This window comes from Microcoleus sp. AT8-A3 (assembly GCF_036705675.1).
Taxonomy (GTDB): domain Bacteria; phylum Cyanobacteriota; class Cyanobacteriia; order Cyanobacteriales; family Microcoleaceae; genus Microcoleus.
Genome location: NZ_JAUBVD010000014.1, coordinates 75363 through 96370, shown reverse-complemented (window position 1 = coordinate 96370; position 21008 = coordinate 75363). Strand labels below are relative to the sequence as shown.

Here is a 21008-nt window from a genome sequence, read left to right as displayed (position 1 = left end):
AGGCTGACGCGCGGGTGGCCAGAAACCGGGTTTTTTCGATAATTCTTGGTTTTGATTCGTAGATTCGGCCAAAAACCCGGTTTCTTTGAAGGCTGACGCGCGGGTGGCCAGAAACCGGGTTTTTTCGATAATTCTTGGTTTTGATTCGTAGATTCGGCCAAAAACCGGGTTTCTTTGTCGGAGTGTGTCAGTCCTGTTAATCTTATCCCCCAAACGTTTTAATAACTCTTTAGGTGATAAAATTGGTAAAGTAGCACCGGCGAAATCTCCTGCATCGCGGGTGACGATCGCCTCCAAGTTATCTGACAGCGCACAAGCTAACTGCACGGCATCTTCAAAATCGGTTAAATTAGATGCAAATGCTATTTCCCAAACGTGGCGATCGACTGCAGATACTTTCATTAATGCTAGTGTTTCAGCAATAGCTTGCCTAGCGCGATCGAGGCTGCGAGTTTGCCTTCGGACAATGTAGAAGATATTTGTTAAGGTTGTTGCCGTTACATATCCCTCAATTTGCTCATTTTCGATCGCCTCAAATAAAGCATCAGCATCCTCTACAAACGGTTCTCGTTCTAGCAAACTATCGAGGATAATGTTGGTGTCTATTAATACCTTCATTTTAGGTATTTCTCCACCAAACGCTCTTCTAACATGAGTGCAACTTCGGCATCTGTTGGAGGTGGCGTATCGGTTTTTGCTAGCCCTCTGAGTCGCTTGGCCGCACCTTTGCGATCGGGCCGCAATCTAATTTCAAATTCGTCATCTGTTGCGGGTGGTGTATCAGTTTTTGCTAGCCCCGTCATGGGTTCCACAAAATCATCTAGCAGAGGTTGGCGGGGTCGGAGTTCCTGTCTGATGGACTCAACAATCGCGTTGACTAGAGCTAATCTGTCGGTAACTGATAGTTTGTGCGCTTCTCGGCTTAATGGCAGCCAAGGAATTTGGGGTATTTGGGATTCGTTCATATTTATATTTTGATATTTTCTGGGTGTATTTTAGCAAATTTAGGGCTGACGCACGGGTAGCCAGAAACCGGGTTTTTCCCTTGAATATTTCGTTGTGATTCGTAGATTCAGCCAAAAACCCGGTTTCTTTAGTAGTTTCATCACCCAACAACTAACATAAACTGCTCTCGTTTAGCTGCGAAACTCAAGCAAGCTAAAATATCCTGTTGCGTGAGATAGGGAAAATCCTCTAGGATTTCTTGATAAGTCATCCCAGAAGCGAGATATTCCAACACGTCATAAACCGTAATTCTCATACCTCGAATACAAGGTTGACCACCTCGCTTACCCGGTTCGATCGTAATGATCTTAGCGATGTCTTGGTCTGACATGGCATTTTTCCTTTAGCTACTGTTTTAAATTTTAGCATCAAAAAATAGCGATTAAAACCTGGCGATTGAAATCGCTTCTTGTCAAACAAAGTCCGCGCAACGCGAGACTAAAAGAGCAAGGAAGTATTTAACCACAAATTGGCATAATTCTTCAGTCCTCTTGTAGAGGACTTTAGCTTTGAGGCAGGGGTTTAAACCCCTGTCGGATCGTGGCGATCGCGCAATATCTCAGAAACAAATAATTTTAGTGAAATTATTTAAGTACCTGGCGGCAAAAGTTGCAACTAATGACAGCAAAATAGAGCTGTGTTAGAACAGTTATCGATCGACCACCCAAGCTATCTTAGAAAGGACGCGATCGCCAGCACTGTAATGGTATCTCCACCTAATTCAAATCAATCGGGTTCATCTGCAAAACAGTCTCTAGAGGCTGGGTTAGCTGCTTTGAAAGCGCGGGATTACGATCGGGCGATCGCCCTTTTAGAATCCGTTACCCAAACCGCAGCTAATCAGCCGTCGGGAATCCGCGCGCAGATGGGGTTAGTGGGTGCGTACAAAGCAACCGGTAATCTGAAAAAGGCGATCGCCCTGTGCTCTTCCCTCGCCACAAGTCCCAACCCTCAAGTCAAAACTTGGGCCGATCGCGCTTTAAAAGAATTAACCCCCCCTCCCCCCCCAAAACCACCGGAAAATAAACCAAAATCCGCAGAAACTCTCCCCGAAACAGGCTTTGTCGCCTTTGATGCCGGAACAAAATCGCCGAAAAAAACGATTGGGGGCGATCTACCGACCGCAGATAAAAAAACAGGATTTTTACCTTTAGAGCCGATTGCCGCGCCTGTAAACGCCAAATCGCAACCGATTTACCCGCCACCTCCACCCCCCACACCGCCGATTCGCCCGACATCAGAGGGCGGGCACGGGGGCACCGCCCCTACAGAAACCGCACCCGATACAGAAATTAGTGGCGAAAATAGTTCCGGTTCCCCAACAGATATTCCCGGAGTCGCCAGCCCAGATATTACCACTTACCAACTCACTTGGCGCGACACCGGGCGCGCGAAAAGCCCGCGCCCGCTCAAACCGCTGAAGTTGCTGGAGTTTCGGATACAAGCCGTTGCAAGTGCGATCGCCCTATTTTTCCTAGCCCGGTTTATCCTGCAATTCCTGCTGACAAACACTAATTCTCTGTTGGTTCAGCTTTACATATTCACTAGACTGCCTATTTTCGCGCCGATTCAGCTTTTTTACCGCGATCCAACTCCGTTTGTTCAGATGGTTTTTGGATTGCTTTTGGCCTCGTCTCCCTGGCTGATAGACTCGCTGCTGAAACTGTTTTGCGGCATCGAAACCCTGCGCGGGTCAGTTTTATCCAAGCACAGCAAAGAAGCTAGTCGGGTACTGCGAAGCTTTTGTACGAAGCAAAATATGCCGACGCCGGTGCTGAAACTCTTGCCGCTGAATGTTCCTGTAGCTTTCAGTTACGGCGGTTTGCCCCGTTTTGCTCGGATTGCTGTGAGTCGCGGGCTGTTGGAACAATTGACGGATGATGAAATTGCCACGATTTTCGCGCGGGAGTTGGCCCATATCTCTCACTGGGATTTTGCGCCGATGTCGCTGGCGCTGCTGGTGATTCAGATTCCTTACCTGATTTATTGGCAGGTGGCGCACTGGCAAGAGCGGTTGTGTGATTTAATGACGATCGAGTTTTTGCGTTCTGCTGTTAAATTTGTGGCCGCTGCAATTTCTGCTACGAGTTACGGGATTTATAAGTTGTTGCGCTGGCCGATGTTGTGGCTGTCGCGCCGCAGAGTGTATTTTAGCGATCGCACTGCTGCGGAAATTACGGGCAATCCTAACGGTTTGACGCGGGCAGTGGCTAAAATTGCGATCGGCATTGCTGATAATATCGAACAGCAAAAACAAACTAGCTTTTTCCTGGAAAGTTTCGATCTATTGTTACCTGTAGGCGTTGGACAAGCTGTAACCCTTGGTTCTGCTGCATTACACGCGCCGCTAGAACAGATTTTGCTGTGGGATGTCAGCAATCGGGAGCGCAATTGGTTGACGGTTAACCGCGCGCATCCTTTGCTGGGAGAGCGTTTGAAGCTGTTGGCTCTTTATGCTCAATTCTGGCAACTGGAGACAGAGTTAGATTTGGCAAACGCGGGAGTGCAAGAACAACCCAGGAAAGGAAAATTGTCTCTGTTTAAGTCAATAGTCGAATTTAAAGATTCAAAACTATTTTTACAGGGTGCGCCGTTTTTTGGAATTCCGATGAGTTTGGCGATAGTCGGGGTGCTTTGGCTGATTGGGGGGATTTTTTCGAGGACGAGTATTTGGCAGTTGGATTGGCTTTGGGGCGATCGATCGATTATTTGGGGCTGTTTGCCGATCGGATTTAGCATCGGTACTTTGATGCGGATCAATTATTTCTTCCCGGATATTACACCGCGAGAAACCGCTTCGCCGAGTTTGCCGGAAATTTTGTCAAATCCCGATAGTTTGCCGCTGGATGCTGAACCGGTGCGGCTGGAAGGCCTACTTTTGGGTCGATCGGGTATGAGTAATTGGCTGGGACAAGATTTGATTTTGCAAACGGCGACGGGTTTGGTGAGGTTGCACTATGTTTCGAGGTTTGGCTACATTGGCTCTTTGTGGCCATTTTTGTTCAAAGAGACTACTCGCCCTAGCGATTTGATCGGAACATCTGTGGTGGCGACTGGTTGGCTGCGCCGGGGTGCTACTGTGGCGATCGACCTTGAAAGTCTCCGCAGTCAAGGAGGGAGGGTTAGTGACAGCGGACATCCGATTTGGTCTGCGATTTTGGCCTTTGCTGCTGCTTTTTGGGGCGCATACATTATTATCCAGGGGCCAAGGTGAGACGATTTTGGATTTTAGATTTTGGATTTTAGATTGAAGAATGGGAAATGACTTACTGCATAAGGGTTTCGAGGTTGCCTACAATTGCATTTTTTACAGGTATGAGGAATAGTTATCAGATTGCCGCACTCGATCGCGCACAACGCGCAGCCCCAGATGAGTTTTGAGTTAAACAGGGGATGGGCGATCGGATTCTGGAGTTGCTCCCTACGCACCCTACAGTCTATCCGTTACATCCGTTACATCCGTTACATCCCGTACATTGCTCGTTGCCGAACTTCCTTCGTAAAGAAAAGTTGCTTTTTTGCCAGCGGTCTGTTACATTAGTTTACATAAATTGGATTGAATCAAACAGCGCGATAACTTCAGTTGGCTAAAATCCCTTAAGGCATTGCGTAAAAATTGTCAACATCCCAACACAGCAAGTACAGCCAGCCGCTTGTCGGCTGTTTTTTTTCGATCGCTATTTTTGCTGTGCGGGATGAATTCTCAAAAGTGATTCAGATGTGGTTTCCGTTAAATACAGACTGAAATCTTCCTAAATAACTAGCTCTGTTACCAAGGCTGTGATACCTTTAAAGAATGCTCGGACTCTGCCGGGCCGGATTTAAGGGATAGTGGGTAAATGAGTAGTTCTCAGCATTAGGAGCGAGATTAGGAACGAGGTAAGATTACTGGCTGAAAAAATGTTAGCCATTTTATCCATCACTGTATTAAACTGAATACTGGCATTCCGATCGCTTACAATTGACATCCTTGGACATAAATTTCTAGACGGCGCTGGCTATAAACATTCTGAATCAAAACCGGAAGCAAGTAATACAGAATAGCCAATAGCCTAAACATTTGAGTGATGACTAAAAGTTTACACAACAACCTGAGATTTAAAAGCTCTCTGCATCGGCGGTTAAGTTCCGGCCTTATCAGAGTAAATCATCTTTTTGTTCTAAAAGGTGGGGGGAGCTGTCAAGGTTGGTGGGAGGAATGCGCCAATTCTCCGGTTATGTGGTGTTTGCCTGAAGTCAATATTCAGTTGACTTCAGGTAATTCTGTTCGAGCAAATTAATTAAAATCCAAGTCGGGAGGAATTTTTCATGTCTATTCGTCTTTATGTTGGCAATCTACCCAAGGAACTCGATCGCCAAGAATTGCAAGAAGTTTTTGCACCGGAGGGCGAATCTGTTACCACCAAGGTAATTACAGACCGCAAAACTGGAAAATGCCGAGGATTTGGTTTTGTGACGGTGCTAACCGACGAACAAGCCGACCAAGTTATTGAGAAATACAATGGCTTGATGTTCAAAGAAAACCCGCTGAAAATAGAGAAGGCATTACCCCGCTCTAAGGGTAAATCTGAGAAGGGCGAAGACGATCAGCAGCAGTCGCCCCAGTCACCACAGTTGGTGTCGGCATCGGCGTCTGTTCCAATGCCTGTGCCTGCGCCCCAGCAACAGCAGCGCTCGTCAGCTCCCCCTAGCCAAGGTGGAGGCGCCTCCAGCAAAAGCAATCGCCGTCGGGGTGACAACAACAAGTCTCGCCGCAATCAGTCAGCAGCAACGGTGTCGAGCCCTGATTCCGGCTCGGTGCAGCCAGATCCGCGCTGGGCGAGTGCTTTGGAAGAACTCAAGCAAAGATTGGTGGAAGCTCAGACTACTAATTAGTCGAAAATGGCGGCTAATTGCTGCTACCTCTCGACTTTGGTTGACTGAATGTATCTGGAAGTGCGATCGAGAATCGGTCAAAAAACCCTGTTGTCGATCGCACTATTTTATTGCAAAAAAACCTGTAATATCATGTCCTATCAATTACCATTAATATGGTAGGGGCGGGTTCACCAACAATACCCGCCAATAATTGACAATCTCAAAAACCCGCCCCGGCCGGGTTCTTACGGTCAATCGATCGCACCAGTCCCAATTCTTTAATCGAAAAAGGTATAAGTCCTCTTTATTCGATCGGCCCGAATTCGATTGTCTCAATAAACTCAAAAATCTTGTTCATAATTCCCTCAACTTCAGACTCCAGGGAACCCAATTCATCCCCCTCCTGATAAATTCGCTGACAGCTTACCGTGTAGCAAAAATCGTCAGCAATAAAAGCCATAAGTCCCCGGTAAGCATCCAACCGAGTCAGAGGGCGATCGTTTTCTTGCACCCTGATAGTTGCACCCCCAGGCAAATCTAAAACCACGAAATAAGCTTCTTCATCTTCTAAATATTCTGCGTGGAGTAACTTAGAATTGGCAACATTAGCAAGAATTGCCTGAGAAACAAAATTGTCGAGAAAAGACTTGAGATAACCTTCCTCGCCAACCGACTCGATTGTTTCTTCCACTTCACCCGCAACAGGGAAATAATCAATTTTCAGCAAAACGCCAAAGTCGTCAGAAAATGCGACACAGCTTTCTTGCTCATCAATTTTACCGCCTCGTTCCTCATCAACGGGAATGGGAACGCTAAAATTGCCTTCAGGAGATACGTACCATGCCGCATCGAAATCAGACTCTTCGCCCTCTACTTCCGAGTAAGCAGCAATTACATCCTCAATAATTTCTGCAGCTTCCTCGTCTTCCACACCTAATGCTTGCTGGAATTCCTGAAGAAAAGCCTGGTGCTTCTGAGCTATTTCGCCATCTGCGACAAACATTGCTGCGGTTATGGCAAAAGTATCCAATACTAACTCATCGGGCATGGATTGCCAAGCAGTATTAAATAATGCTCCTAAACCGTCTTGGGCAACAATACCGGCGAGTCTTTGAAACATTGCTGACATATCATCTTCCGAGTATTCAGCAAATATTTCTGATTCCCAAAGTATGCTTTCTAAGATATCAGCATCCGTATCAGGGGAATTTGCCTCCGCTGCCACAAGTGCTACCGCTGCTACGGATTCTTCTAAAGTCAAGCTTGCTTCGGATTGGTCTTCTGAATTGAATATTTTATCAAACTTGCCCACAGGTTTTGCCCCGCTAGTGTTGAGTTTTGCTATTCATAGCCAATTTATGACATAAAAAGATAGTAGTCAATCGATTTTAGATTTTAGATTTTAGATTTTAGATTTTAGAATTGACTTGCGCGAGATAAATACGTTCGGCAAGTTTCATCGGGTACAGGTTTTTTATTTCTGGACGGATGAATCACGTGGCGGGTATCCTGGATGCGGGAATTGTCAGGGATACTCTGGACGCCGGACACGGCGTAGTGCTTCCCTACAGATATCGCACCCGACACGGCGCTGTGCCGTTTCCCTACAGATATCGCCTATTACCAGGGACTGCCAATTATTGTGAATCCGGCCCAAAACGTCGGGTGTGAGAAATCTGCATTTGGTACTTGCGCCGATTGGGTAAGGTCGATCGCGCCTTCAGTCCCCCGCAATTGACCGTTTTTAATTAAAATTTGTTTGTGGATCATTGCCAGTTGAGCTTTTCTGAGCGCTTCAGCTTTAATGTTTTCCGATCGCAAATTGCCGTAAAACTCGGTCATCAACGCCAAAGTGCCGATATCATTAACTTTCCACAAACTCGCTAGCGCTGATTTTACACCACTGCGGACGGCCAGTCCAGCAAATCCCATTTCTGCTGTATTGTCCCCGATCGCAGTTTCGCACGCACTCAGCACTAATAATTCTACTTGTCGGCGATCGTACCACTTCGCCAACCTAAATTCATCTAGCGCCAAAGAGCTGTCCCACAAATCAATCTCAGCTTCTTTTTTTCCATTTTCGCCTTGAGGAAAACTGGCGTGAGTAGCTAAGTGAACGATTCCAAATTCCTGTTGTTCTCGCTGTTTTCTCAGGTTTTGCAGGGTAAATTCTTGATTGAGAAAAGAGCGACCTTGCCACAAGGGAAATCCTGCTGGATTTTGCGTTTCTGTTCTCCTCCCGGCGATCGCAGATAATTCGATCGGCACTGCTGGCAAACGCTCTTTCTTGGTGTGTGGAAACTCTGAAGCACCCATTGCTAAAACTTCGGCATTCAGCAAACTTTGATAATTGGTGTTAGTCAAGCTGATGCTGGGAATTGAACCTAGACTGTATTTTTCTATTAAAAATTGGTTGCCATCGTGTAAAGCTGCTATGGGCAATTGGCGCAAACCGGCATCAAATGCAAAAATGAGAGTGTCGATATTTAATGATTCTAAATTTTGAGAAATCGGTGCAACTAACCATTTGTAAAGTTCCTGGGCGCTTGGCAAATATCTTGTATCTTGCGAACCCCAAGGATTCCCTAAATATTCCTGCAAATATTTCACATTTTTCTTTAATTCTATTATTGTGGCAAGGGCGACTTTTTTGATAATTGGAGGGCCATCTGGAACTACTAAAATTAGCCACAAGTCTCGGATACCTGCCACAACGTAAACAATTACAGCTTGCTTCCCGGTTTCTTCCTTAATTGTTTTGAGAGTTTCTCTTAGATATTGAACGTTGATTTTTTTATCCGTGAAATTTTCCCCATAATAATTTTCGTAGTCTTGTTCAAAGAGTTGGTCAATTAAAGCAACAGCATCGTTAGCATTGCCTTGTTCTAAAGTTTGTTCTACGAGCAACCTGCTAATTGGTGAGGGAAAGAGATTTGGGATATCTGCGGGTGGGGGATTTTCTGCGATCGGAGTTGCTACGGGTGCTGGAGTTGGTTCGGGAGTTGGGGCGGGTGCTGGAATTGTTGCGGGAATTGGAGTTGGTGGCGGCGCTGGAGTTGGTGCGGGAATTGGTGCGGGCGCTGGAGTAATACTCGGTGAATCTTGAACTGGCGCTGTATTTATTGCAGCTATTCTCTCCCAAAGATCAGAAAGATTGACATCAAAGGGTTCAGAATTAGCAATCGGTAAACTAGGAGTTTGCACAATTATTTCCGGCGGAGTTTCTGCGACTGAAACAGTTAAATTGTCAGTAGATGTCTGTGTGGAAATTAGGTTATTTGCTTCGGCTCCCGCAATCGTGTTAACTGACGGGGAGTAAGGAAGTTCTAGGGAGATAATTGTTTCATTGTTACGCTTCCAATCTAATTCGGTATTTCCCGTTTCAGCATTTTGGTCGATCGAGGTTTGTGCTCCCAATAAATCGCCAATTAAAAAAGCTAACTCCTGTTGCGGAGTTTGGCTTGGGCTGACAGCGGGCGCGGGTACGATCGCACTTGTAGGTGCGGGTACGATCGCACTTGTAGGTGGTGGCTGAATCTGAGTTACAGGCTGGGTTAGAGAGGCAAGAGGGGCTGTGGGCGCGGGATTTGGCGCGTTTGAAGGTTGAGGGGCGATCGCAGGTTGAGCGCCGAGGGAGGAGTTGATTTGGGAAACAGAGGGAAGGGTAGGCCTCGAAGCTAGGCGGGCAGCAGCGTTTGGGGTTGTGGGTGTTGAGGGCTGGGTGGGGCGCGCGCGGGGTGGCAGTAGGAATAAACCGGGCAATTCAGGTAGTTGGAAGTTGAGGGGAAAACCAGTTATCGGATCGGGTGTTGCCGAAGGTGCGATCGAAGTTTCGGGTGTTGCCGAAGGTTCGATAAATATTTGGGGAATTGGGAAAGGTGCGATCGAGCTTTCGGGTGTTGGGGCAGGTGCGATCGAGTTTTCGGGTGTTGCCAAAGGTGCGAGGGGTAAACGCGGTGGGAGTTGCGGTGAGGGCGTGCTTGCGGGCGCTGGAGTCGGTGTTGGGGAAGGCGCTGGAGTAGCTGCGACTGTGGGTGCGGGCGTGGGAGTAGCTGCGGCTGTGGGTGCGGGCGTGGGAGTAGCTGCGGGTGCGGGTGCGGGCGTGGGAGTCGCTGCGGGTGTGGGTGCGGGCGTGGGAGTCGCTGCGGGTGTGGGTGCGGGCGTTGGAGTCGCTGCGGGTGTTGGAGTAGCTGCGGGTGTCGGTGCAACTATTGGCGGCGGTACGGAAATAATTTGAATGCGATCGACATCCTGTCTGTGAGTATAGAGATAGGAGTTATCCGGCAAAATTGTTTGAATAGGATTAGAATTTCCCCTAGTAATTGCACCCGCGGTTCCATTTGTGGCAGAATCACCGACAATAAACGGCGTTAATCCTGCGCCTCCGTGGCGGATAATTATAGTACCGCCGCTGCTATCTCCAGGACTTCCAGCCGTAGAAATGCTAGCATTGATGCCGTTGCTGTCTGTGAACGAATTGAGCGATCGAAAAAACCTTCCCATCAGAATCTCGACATTGCCTCCCGTCCCCTTGCCGAGACTACTTTGAGCGTTAATTTGACTCACCGTAATATCGCCCGTAGCACTGCGGTTATAAGCCGTGACATTCCCTGCATTCCCCTGCGCCGAAGAGTCAATTTTACCAACAGTAATACTTCCGGTAGCGTCGAGCAATATACTGCCGCCATCACCAGCAGACGAGGTATTGATATCGCCCGCAGTAATATTAGTTCCAGCATTCAGATCGATATTGCCGCCATTGTTAGGGGAAGTCGCATCAAGATTTTTAGTTGTGATTTCTCCGTTCTCACTAAACAAAGAAATTCCGGCGGGTGAGGTGATATTTTGGGCGGTAATATTATTCGTAGTAATAATGTTAATTGCAGCGGAACTTTCGGGGATATCATCTTGAATATTGACGCTGTTGAGGGGAGTAACACTGCCCACAGCACCGCCAAAATCAACACTTCCGGCATCGGGTTGAACAGTCAGACTGTAAGGCCCGTCAACAGTAGACTGAAAAGTAATATCGCCAGTCTCTAAAATTTTGACCGACAGGTTATCACCTAATGTTACCGGAGCGTTAAAAGTAATGTTATTGCGGTTGGTTTCGATATTTCCCTTAGCAGTAATAGAGTCATTTGCCTTGACATCAATATTGCCACCAGTCACAGTAATACTGGGAGCGAAAGTGCGGGAATTAATATCAGATGTCGAAACTGTTCCGCCAGCATTTATGGTGATATCTCCGCCCTTGCCATTTGCCGCAGCGGTAATAATTGGGCCTGCTGTTGTGTCGATATTACCGCCGCTTTGAATGCGAAGATTGCCGCTATTGGCGTTGAAGCCACTTAACAATAGAGCGCTACCAATTCCTGCCGTACTGATGTTGGTTCCAGCTTCGAGGGAAATATTGCCGCCGTTGTTGCCGCCGATCGCATTGATGATTCCTGCCGTAGTGTCGATCGCCCCGCCGCTTTTAAACGTGATTGAGCCGCCGTCTTGATTGCCGATCGCCCGGATGTCGCTGGTAGTAATATTTCCCCCAGCATTTAGATTAACATTGCCGCCTATATTAGTTTTAAGATCGGGAGATGAACCGTCATAACTTGTCAATAGCTGGTCTGTAGTAATATTGCCGTTGCTATTAGTAAAGTTAAGATTTCCACCCTGTATTCCCGATACTAATACATTGCCTATATTAATGTCACCGCTGGTAGTAGATAAAGTAACATTGCTACCGTTGCCGTTAGCAGAATCACCTGCGATCGCGGTTCCTGTTGTCGGTGTTGTGATGCCGGTGCTGGCTTGAAGAGTGATATTTCCAGCAGCGCGATCGCCCGTGACATCGATCGTTCCGGTATTTATGGAACCGGCAGTGCTCGTAAGTGCGATCGGGCCACCGTTTTGATTCGCCGTTACAGTGAGATTGCCAGTCGTAATATTGCGATCGGCACTCAAAGTAATTGAACCACCATTTTCCGGTAGAAAAATCGTATCATTTCCTGAATCCTGAGAGCTGGTTGCATTTAATTTCCCTGTAGTGATGCTGCCTTTCGTGCTAGTAAAATCAACGCTCCCACCTTGCAATTTACCGTAGTTTAATACATCACCTGTTATAATATTGCCGCTGGTAGAGACAGTAAGATTGCCACCCTTATTCCCGTTGTCTGAAGAATTATTGATGTTCTCAATCTCTATATTGCCATTTAAGCTCGTAATAGTGATATTACCAGCATCAGATTTTGAATTGTCTTGACTCTCCGTTGTTAGAAAACCTAATCTAATGTTACCCCTTGCCTGTAATATTATATTGCCGGGAGTGCCGACAGCAGAGGGGCTGGCGGCATTTATTCTTATTGGTTCTCCTAGGGAATTAATAGCTCCCTGTTCGCTGATGATGGTAATGTTCCCGCTATTGCCTTGAGCTGTTAAGCCAGGAGTTCCCCCAGCAAAAGTTTCTATACAAACAGAGGGAATTACACAATTGATAGAGATATCGTCTTTTGCTTTGAGAGTAATGTTGCCACTATTATTGACTGCTGAAAAAGTACCTATATTTCCTTTAAGAGTAAAGCTGCCACCTGCATTAACACTAATATTACCGCCATTGCCAATCGTCGTAGGAACTAGAGTAGTAAGTTCTCCTGTAACAATGTTGCCTCCAGCAGTCAAAGATATATCACCACCATTATTATTAAACCCATTTGTTCTAACCCCTTCTATTTGAATGTCTCTTGTAGCTTGTAGAATTACAGGGCCTACGATAATAGCCTGACCGACATAAGTATCAATTTTTCCTACTACTTGAATGTCACCACCCGATCGCAAAATTACCGCTCGCGAACTGCCCAAGATAAATTCATCACCCGTAGTAGCACCAGCCAAAGTTGCATCTGGACTCGTAATTATTATATCTCCATTAAAAGTAATATTTCCAGTACCCGAAGTCGTATCTACCTTGATAGATGCACCCGTATATCCCCCAGAGGTATAGTCATTAGGCTGCATAATTGGATCATATAAACTGATGAAATTAGCAGGTCTACCCGACAAATCGAGAATTGACATATTACTGCCACTTCTAAAGTGAGAATCTGTAGATATCATGCCATCACTCACTAAAGTCAGATTTCCGCCACTGACAAATGGCGTTTGCGAAAGATGATTTAGCGCCAAAAGATCGATACTTTGATTTCCCTGAATGTAGAGATTTCCGCCAGCATTCGCCACAAACGGATTTGCCACACTATCGCGCACCCGCACAGTATCGCCAGCCAGCAAATTCAAATCACCCGTTGTACGCAATTGACTTTCAACTAATGTCAAATTGCGATTAGCTGACAGCGTTGCAGTCTCCGCAGTTACTTCTTTAGCAGCGACATCTCCATTCTCTACCTGCAAACCAGAACCAGTTAATTCTATTTGCCCTCCAGCGTTGACTGTCACCCCCGTGGCACTTCCCCCGCCACCCGTCAACAACTGCGGCAAAGATGCAACTGGCAACACCCAATTTTGAGGCAAACTCCCCGCGACAGATTGCGGCTGAATCTCCAAACTCAACAAATTTCCCGGTTGACTAATTCTGACTAAACTTTCACCCGGTACAGCCGCAACAGTAATATTTCCTCCCGGTGCAGAAAGTTGTCCCGTACTCAAAACCGTGCCGCCCAATAAAGTTAAATTTTGCCCTTGTCCCACAGCCAAATTGCCGAAATTGATAATTCCTCCCGGTTGTGTATTTGTAAAAGCAAAAGTATTAGGATTTCCGACTAATTGAGTATAATTATTAGTACCAGCCGCACTAAACCAGTTATTGCCAAAACCGATGCCCGTCGCAGTAGTAGCAGTGAAAGCAGCAGGCACGTTCAAACTGGCATTTGCACCGAAAACAATTCCTGCCGGATTCATTAAAAATAAGTTGGAATTGCCGCCAGTTATTTGAATTAATCCGTTAATTAACGAAGCATCGCCGCCGACAACTCGCCCTAAAATATTGCGGATATTAGGATTTGATATAAAATTGGCAGTTTGTCCTTGAGTTAAACCAAATTCTTGGAAACTGTGAAAGAGATTTGCACCGTCGCCAGATTGTTGTCCGCCGTTGATGTTAAATTGGTTGCCGCTGGGAGTAATTTGAGTATTCGTGCCGTCGGTTGCGGGGGTAATTTGGGCTGTGGCTGTTTGGGATGGGGCGAAAAGTCCTATTTCCCACATTGCTAAGGTGGTGAAGGAGAGAAAGGTGAGGAAAAAGCGGGGTTTTTTGTGTGTGGATTTCATGGTTTTGTTAGTAGATGATGTTTCGTACACTCTGATAATTGCGAAAGTCCGCCAGCGCCCTCTGACAGTCCCAAATTCCGTCAATCCGCCAGGGAATGAATTCCCTGGCTAATAGCGAAAGTCCTCTGAAGAGGACTGTAGAAAAAGTTTAATGTCAGTCCACTTTAGTGGACTTTTGCTTTGAGGCAGGGAATTCATTCCCTGCCGGAATTAACGTCACATCCCGCGAGTCCGCCAGGGAATGAATTCCCTGGCTAATAGCGAAAGTCCTTTGAATAGAACTGTAGAAAAAAGTTTGATGTCAGTCCACTTTAGTGGACTTTTGCTTTGAGGCAGGGAATTCATTCCCTGCCGAAATTAACGTCACAACCCTGCCGGAATTAACGTCACAGCCCCTTACTATTTCCTGTCTTCCCTCCTTTGCAAATCCCGCAATTGTTTATCTACCTTTTCCACCATTGGCAAATCTCCCAAGGTTGTATATCCATCTTTTGCCATTCGCAAATATTTCATAGCTTCCAGATTATTTCTCATGGCTGAATGAACTTGTCCCAATCCGTATCTAGCGGCCGTCAACTCCTCAATATCGTCAGGTTTCGCCGTATTAATCACCTTGGAATAGTAGACTTCAGCCTGGGGAACCAGTTGTAGCTTTTCTAGATACAAATCGCCCAACGTGCGATAAATGGGCGGTGTTTCCATGCCAGTTTTTTGTAAATTTTCTAAGATTTCTCTTGCTTCGGCAATCAAGTTTGTGTTAAGATAAACGCTAGAAATTGCTAATTTTTTGGCGTTTTCGTTAGGTACTTGTTTGTCGATCGCCCCAACCTCACTTTTCACCCTTTCCACCTCAGTCTCATCCAGCAAGCTAAACTCGATATCCCCCTCCCCAACAGCACTTTCTGAAGAAACACCCGTATTCGCCTCGACAATCAATCGGTACCTAACACCCGGTTTCAGCGCCGGTTCCCCCGGATACACAGCCTCAGTACCGCTAACAGTCATTTCCCAGTTTAATTTCGCTCCATTTTCCCGGAGGCTCAACTTATAGCTAGTAGCACCAGCAACCGGATTCCACCGCAAAATTGGCTTGCTGTCGAGCAATTTCGTCCGCCGCGGACTGATAATATAAGGAATTGGCGCGCTATTCCAAGCAATTTTATCGTCGCCGCGATCGGGACATTTAATCAAGTCCTTGCTGCAATCAGATTTCGACTCTTGTTTGGCTAACAAACAGCTATTCAATTGATTTTCACTCCCTGCGATCGACTTAATTCCCAAATCTGCACATTGGATAGTCAGTTGTGCGTTTTGTGCTGTTCGCAGTGTGTCTCCCGGATAAATCGGCGTACCGCTGGTAGGGCGGACAATTAGCCCGTTTTGGCGCTCGATCGCAACTTCCCCGCTACTATGGATAATCAGTCCGTTGGATATTCTGTTACTGGCTGCTAGTGCGGTAGTTGCGATCGAGCTTAAAGCTATAGAAACTGCAATCCTGATTTTCACTTGATATTTCCTTTTATTCGTAAATGTTGTTTAGCACTTTGGATACATTGCTCTTGTTCTGGTACGCTAGATTTAGAATATTTAATCGTTTTTTCCCAGTGTTCTAACGCTTCATGGGGCTTACCTTTAGTTTCCATAACCCGTGCTAAAAAACAGTGAGCTTCCGGGCTATTGTCTGTCAATCCAATTGCTGTTTGAAAATCTATCTCTGCATCGTCATACTGCTGTTCTTTAAACCGTATCCAGCCGCGATTTTTGAGACAAGCAGCTTTTACTCCGTCGTGTTTAGCGTGTTCTAAACAAAGGTCGATCGCTTTTAAAGCTGCTTGATGTTTATCCTTGCGAATGAATAATTTAGATATTTGAGCAGAAGCATCAGGAAGTCCTCGCAATACAGCATTTTGCATTGCCTCTAACGCACCGCGATCGTCATTCAATTCGTCGCACAACATAGCTAAATTATAGTAAGGCTGTGCATAATTAAGGTTAATTAAACTAGCTAATTTGTAGAAATTTTTCGCAATTAAAGGTTTATTTTGACGGTGGTTTTCCATGCCAATTTGATTAGCAACTGGGGCAAGTATCGGGCCCATTAACATATAACTGCTAGCGGTAGTAGCTAAACCGATTCCCAGGCGCTGCATCAAATTAGAAATAAAAATAGAGATATCGTTGTTTGGGCGATCGTCCACCACATCATCCGCAGCAGCCATCAAAGGGCGATCGCGCTTTAATTGCAGTAAAGTCAACCCATCAAAAGTTGGCTGCTGACAGAGCACTGGTATCGCACTCGCACCGGGAAACTGAGATTCCCATTTCTGTAAATAATCCTTAGCTTTTCGTACTGCTAAAAACAAAGGATATTCTTTGCTTAAATATCCGAATAAAGACTTAACAAAATCGTGAGCAATTTTTTCTGGTATCGGCGCACGCATCACAATCATTGACGGTAAAGGCAAGCCTCCAGCTACTAAATCTGCTGCCAATTGGAGGCTAGAACACGAGTTTAAAATTAGCAACTCCAATCCTTGAAAAATTGATTTTTCCAACCCCTCTTTTAAATAGTCTATTGTGACAGTATTATCGCAATCTGCTTCATTAATATGCAGCCATCCATTGACAGCATTGCTATTGCTATGCCCGCCGTAATATAAAATCTGCCAATTTTTTTCATCCTCTAACAACTTCTCGCGTAGCTTTTCCGGTGTTGGCTGTTGCATAAATTCTAACTTGCAGCGATCGCCAAAAGACATTTGAAGACTTTTCTCATCTTGTTTCAGATCGAGTCCGTCACTATTACCGGAGACACATAAAATTCTACCTCGCGAAGGCAGAGGCATTCCGCCTGTAGTTGCCTTTTTGAGAGCTTTTCTATACTGGGACGGACTTTTAATTATTTCACAGTTTTTGTAATCTTCGCGAAATTTCCACGCATCCCAAGGCAGATGCCAATTTTCCGAATCTTTGATTTCGAGAAATACTTCAAAGCACCGATCTCGACCACCAAACGCATCAACTACATTTCTAAAATTATGCTCAATTCCCGCATAAAACTCCTCACTACTCAGCCACAGCCTCATAGATTCATTCAAATATTGATAGATCAATTGAGGATTATCTTCACAAATATTGGTTGTCCCTGTAGCCTTAACTTTAATTCTAGAAAGGATGTTGCTAGATTTTCCCGCACGACAAATAAGTTGCCATCTTTTTTGCAGATCGTCAACTTCCGGGGCTGGTGGCAAACTTCCTTTAAATTTATGAACTGTTGTTTGGTTTTCTTGAAACTCCCCTGTGATGTCGGGAAAACCCTTGTGTAAATCCCCAATCCCTAAACCCAAGATAAATCTTAAGCTCATAAATTAGACGCGAGTAGAGTTAATCGAGATATCATACCACAAAATTTTCTGTGACGCTGAAATCATCTAAAGCTACTCGAATACTAAAACTCTCGTCTCGATCGACCTCAATATCCTTCAGCAAAATGTACCTCTCCTGAATCCTTGATTGTGACTCGGTTAGATTTTTACCGATGTCGGAGATTAAGGAAAGTTTAATATTCTGGGGCAGGTAACGTTCTCCGATCGCCGGATGCAGTTGAACGTGAACTCTGACAGTGCGATCGCTCTCTTCAGCAATCGCCACCAACAAAGCCACCGTTGTCCTTCCCAGCCGCATTCCCAAGTCAATCAACTTAGCCCGCGTGACATCGGCTTCGGGAAACCTATTGATGCTACTTTGACTGCTCTGTAACGCAGATTCTTCTCTCGAATTTCCACCTCCTCGTAATGCAAAACTGGGGGTTTCGTCAGGAGAAATCAAGTTTTTTAAATTTTGTTTACCTCGATCCAATTGCTGCAAACATCTGTCTACAAAATTTTGCCACCAATTGCCTAACTGAGATTCAACCGGATTTTGAATCTCCACCTGAGAAGTTTGTGTCTGCTGGTTAAATACCGCTTCAAAAGGCAGCCAATCAGCCGTAAATACATTCATCAACCACTGACTGAGGTTAATTTGAGATTCCAACAAATGTTCTAGATGCCCTAAAAAATCATCCAGGGAATGCAATTCGCTCAATACTAATTCCCCCGCATCCGCATTGGGAGAAAAACCAAGCAATCTCGCTTCCTTTTCCTCCTCATCAATTTCTACAGCAATATAGCCAATGCGTTCTGCCCTTGCTTCCACCGGCACTGGGCAAATCTCAGGCGGATGTGCAGATGAATTCTGGTTGCCAGTTTCTTGAGTTTGATGTCGATTTTTAATTGGACGGCATTCGATTTTTCCCAATCCTTTAACATACAAATCTCCCGCATCTGCAAACAGGCGAATTACGGGATTCCAGCTATCGCATTCAGTCAAGTCAGTCTCAATATCGATGATTTTTAGATAATCGCGAACTGCCAGCACTGCCAAAGTATTGAGATAAACTTGCTCGTGCCTTTGCGGGTGGCGCTGTTGGGTGGCAAACTGCTGAGCAACTTGCAGTGCCTTCTGAGTAATTGGCATTGGCAAAGATTCGATTTCCCAAAGGTTGTTATGGTTCATTGTTTTGGTACACTCCTGGTATATTTAAAGTTTGATATCCTTGGTCTTCGCAAAATTTTTGCAGCAGATGACGGCAGTCATTGTTGAACAATTGATATAAAGTAGAATGGGCGCAGCCAAACTCTTTGGCGAGTTCTTTAAGACTTTGACCGTACAAACATTTTCGCTGCAATAAAACTTGACAATTTATCTGCGGTTTGCCTCTAACGTGTCTGCTTTTTAACTCGTTATTTGGATCGGTTTCTATCCATGCGAGAAGTTCGTCCAAATAGAAACTTACATCATAATCGGCGGCGAGATAGTCAATGGGATTGATGGTTTCTTTGTCTTGTTTTCCTTCTGAGGACGCTATTCGACGGCGGTTTGGTGTCTCACTTTCTTTTATTGGGGCCAGACGACAATCAAAAAGCCGCCTTTCGAGATAGCTATTTAACCAAGTAGTAATCAGGCTTTCTTCGGGATCGTAAGGTCGTTTTGCTGTGGTAGCTTCACATAAATTTCGATTGAGATAGATCCAGGTTTCTTGCAATGCCTCTTCATAGTAAGGTGTTTTTGGTTTCCAGAGTTTGCCGGATTTGATAATCTCTCGAATTAGTTGATTCAAGAAACGACTTCGCCTGATACTGCCGGGGGGCTGCTGGCAAGCTTTGGTGACGAGTTCGACGATTTGCTGGTGTGCGGGATCTCGATCGAACTTTTCCGATTTTACTGAGCACCCAACAGCATCGGTTTCGTCGGATAAGTGGTCTTCCCCCTCGGAGGGGTTGGATTTATCAGTCATAGTTAAGTGCGGCCGCAACTTTGTTCCTACATTTATTTATCAGGGTAAGTTGGAGGAATTTATGCGAAATTCAGAAATTTTTTTCAGAGGATGGTTGAAAGTCTTGCTGTGCGGTGGATTGGGCAGTTGAATTAGATGTGAATTTTTGTTAAGACGCATCAAAACCTGCATAAACCGGGTTTTTGCGATTTATGCAGGTTTGTAACGAAGTCTTCTGCGAAAAACCCGGTTTATGACCACCCGTGCGTTATTCGATCGCCCTTAAATCCCCAAAACACCCGTGGTTCCGTACTTCCACGCAGTCTTTGCCAAACTCGACAAAAAAAACTGGAGAGTTTTGCATAAAACTACCGAGCTCACCCTGATAAATAAATAGAAAGAACAAAAAGGCTTGAGGGGCGATCGATCTTTAGTGTTAACAAGCAGATCGATCGCGCAATCCGGCTATCTCGCAATCCCGAACTCCGGCTCTTGTTGAAACAAGAGCCTCAAAGCGAAAGTCGTCGGTCGCCGACTGAAGAATTTACCAGTCCTCTTTGAGAGGACTTTCGCTATGAGGCGGGGAATTCATTCCCCGCCGGATTCTGGGAAAGCGCGTTATTCGATCGCCCTTAAATCCCCAAAACACCCGTGGTTCCGTACTTCCACGCAGTCTTTGCCAAACTCGACCAAAAAAACTGGAGAGTTTTGCATAAAACTACCGAGCTCAACCTGATAAATAAATAGAAAGAACAAAAAGGCTTGAGGGGCGATCGATCTTTGGAATGAGAATTAAATAACTTCCACAAGTTTGTGGGATGGGCCTAAGAGCCCGTCCTTTTTGGATGGGCTCTTAGGCCCATCCCACTTTCAAGAGTGGAAGTTATTTAATTCTCATTCCTTAGCAAAAGGCAGTAGCTTCAACATTAATCAAAACCAACAAATTGTGGTAATCAAGTCCCCTTACGACGACGAGATTTCTACTTGGAATACTAAACTCAATCAAACCTACATTCCTTACGGTAGAGAAGGAAGAATAGGACAACAACGTCAAGCAGTTGAAGATAGTAATGCTGGCAGCAATAGGGTTTTGCGTAGTGCGTCCAAAGCTTCTGAATACTATGATAATGCTTCTTGGGACTTGCTCGATGCTCTCGAAAACGGCACAGTTAAACTAGAGGCAATATCAGATGATAATTTACCCGAAATCATGCGAGGGATGACGCTAACAGAAAAAAAAGCATATGTAGCTGGAAAGAAAACCGAAAGAGAGGCGATTAAAAAGACCATCCGCGACTTATCTCAAAAGCGTACAGCATATATTGAACAACAGTGCCAATCTAGTACCAATAGTGGTGAAAATACTCTCGATCGCGTAATGATTCAGAGTCTCCACCAGCAATTAGCCGCTAAAGGATTCAAGCTTAATTAAAAGAACGCAGACGACATTTCATCTGCGTTCATCTGTGTTTATCTGCTAATATCTGCGGTCAAAAAATCCCAATATCCCAATTTAATATCATGGTCGATCGACCACGCTCAAAAGCTG

The 21008-nt window shown here is 45.4% G+C and carries 12 protein-coding genes; 3 read left to right on the top strand and 9 right to left on the bottom strand.

The window, feature by feature from the left end:
- From QUB51_RS11155 to QUB51_RS11145, 3 genes are all read right to left on the bottom strand, one after another.
- Positions 1 to 618, bottom strand: a 618-nt coding sequence (locus QUB51_RS11155) for a PIN domain-containing protein (RefSeq protein ID WP_333298171.1), incomplete at its 3' end; no start/stop codon positions are given.
- Positions 615 to 965, bottom strand: coding sequence for a hypothetical protein (locus QUB51_RS11150; protein WP_333058246.1), 351 nt, complete (start codon positions 963 to 965; stop codon positions 615 to 617). The genes QUB51_RS11155 and QUB51_RS11150, both read right to left, overlap by 4 nt.
- Positions 966 to 1105: 140 nt before the next feature.
- Positions 1106 to 1336, bottom strand: coding sequence for a DUF433 domain-containing protein (locus tag QUB51_RS11145; RefSeq protein WP_333058245.1), 231 nt, complete (start codon positions 1334 to 1336; stop codon positions 1106 to 1108).
- Between the two features lie 306 nt (positions 1337 to 1642).
- Here QUB51_RS11145 and QUB51_RS11140 point away from each other — a divergent pair, with 306 nt between their 5' ends.
- Together QUB51_RS11140 and QUB51_RS11135 are read left to right on the top strand one after the other, a co-directional pair.
- A complete protein-coding gene (locus tag QUB51_RS11140; protein WP_333261332.1) occupies positions 1643 to 4219 on the top strand; it encodes a zinc metalloprotease HtpX in 2577 nt (858 codons plus the stop codon).
- A gap of 1094 nt (positions 4220 to 5313) precedes the next feature.
- A complete protein-coding gene (locus QUB51_RS11135) occupies positions 5314 to 5880 on the top strand; it encodes an RNA-binding protein (RefSeq protein ID WP_333209082.1) in 567 nt (188 codons plus the stop codon).
- Between the two features lie 286 nt (positions 5881 to 6166).
- On the opposite strand, the gene QUB51_RS11130 is transcribed toward QUB51_RS11135, so the two are convergent.
- The 6 genes from QUB51_RS11130 to QUB51_RS11105 all read right to left on the bottom strand — a co-directional run bounded on the left by QUB51_RS11130 (position 6167) and on the right by QUB51_RS11105 (position 19480).
- Positions 6167 to 7174, bottom strand: a complete 1008-nt coding sequence (locus QUB51_RS11130; protein WP_333058242.1) for a tellurite resistance TerB family protein — start codon at positions 7172 to 7174, stop codon at positions 6167 to 6169.
- Positions 7175 to 7482: 308 nt separating this feature from the next.
- A complete protein-coding gene (locus tag QUB51_RS11125; protein WP_445299453.1) occupies positions 7483 to 14079 on the bottom strand; it encodes a CHAT domain-containing protein in 6597 nt (2198 codons plus the stop codon).
- Positions 14080 to 14541: 462 nt separating this feature from the next.
- Positions 14542 to 15648 carry a hypothetical protein gene (locus QUB51_RS11120; RefSeq protein ID WP_333261324.1) on the bottom strand — a complete coding sequence of 369 codons (1107 nt, stop codon included), beginning with the start codon at positions 15646 to 15648 and terminating at the stop codon, positions 14542 to 14544.
- Positions 15645 to 17507 carry a CHAT domain-containing protein gene (locus tag QUB51_RS11115; RefSeq protein ID WP_333261321.1) on the bottom strand — a complete coding sequence of 621 codons (1863 nt, stop codon included), beginning with the start codon at positions 17505 to 17507 and terminating at the stop codon, positions 15645 to 15647. Before QUB51_RS11115 ends, QUB51_RS11120 begins: the two co-directional genes overlap by 4 nt.
- A 31-nt stretch (positions 17508 to 17538) precedes the next feature.
- Positions 17539 to 18699 carry a DUF1822 family protein gene (locus QUB51_RS11110; protein WP_333209069.1) on the bottom strand — a complete coding sequence of 387 codons (1161 nt, stop codon included), beginning with the start codon at positions 18697 to 18699 and terminating at the stop codon, positions 17539 to 17541.
- Positions 18689 to 19480, bottom strand: coding sequence for a sigma-70 family RNA polymerase sigma factor (locus QUB51_RS11105; RefSeq protein WP_333209067.1), 792 nt, complete (start codon positions 19478 to 19480; stop codon positions 18689 to 18691). The genes QUB51_RS11110 and QUB51_RS11105 overlap by 11 nt, the downstream gene beginning before the upstream one ends.
- Positions 19481 to 20405: 925 nt before the next feature.
- Here QUB51_RS11105 and QUB51_RS11100 point away from each other — a divergent pair.
- Complete coding sequence (locus tag QUB51_RS11100; protein ID WP_333261318.1) at positions 20406 to 20891, top strand: hypothetical protein; 486 nt, start codon at positions 20406 to 20408, stop codon at positions 20889 to 20891.
- Positions 20892 to 21008 lie beyond the last annotated feature (117 nt).

Bases quoted from the DNA above. Each gene is read 5' to 3' on its own strand.
- QUB51_RS11105 (WP_333209067.1), bottom strand. From the start codon at position 19,480: ATGACTGATAAATCCAACCCCTCCGAGGGGGAAGACCACTTATCCGAC.
- QUB51_RS11110 (WP_333209069.1), bottom strand. From the start codon at position 18,699: ATGAACCATAACAACCTTTGGGAAATCGAATCTTTGCCAATGCCAATT.
- QUB51_RS11125 (WP_445299453.1), bottom strand. From the start codon at position 14,079: ATGTGGGAAATAGGACTTTTCGCCCCATCCCAAACAGCCACAGCCCAA.
- QUB51_RS11145 (WP_333058245.1), bottom strand. From the start codon at position 1,336: ATGTCAGACCAAGACATCGCTAAGATCATTACGATCGAACCGGGTAAG.
- QUB51_RS11150 (WP_333058246.1), bottom strand. From the start codon at position 965: ATGAACGAATCCCAAATACCCCAAATTCCTTGGCTGCCATTAAGCCGA.
- QUB51_RS11115 (WP_333261321.1), bottom strand. From the start codon at position 17,507: ATGAGCTTAAGATTTATCTTGGGTTTAGGGATTGGGGATTTACACAAG.
- QUB51_RS11135 (WP_333209082.1), top strand. From the start codon at position 5,314: ATGTCTATTCGTCTTTATGTTGGCAATCTACCCAAGGAACTCGATCGC.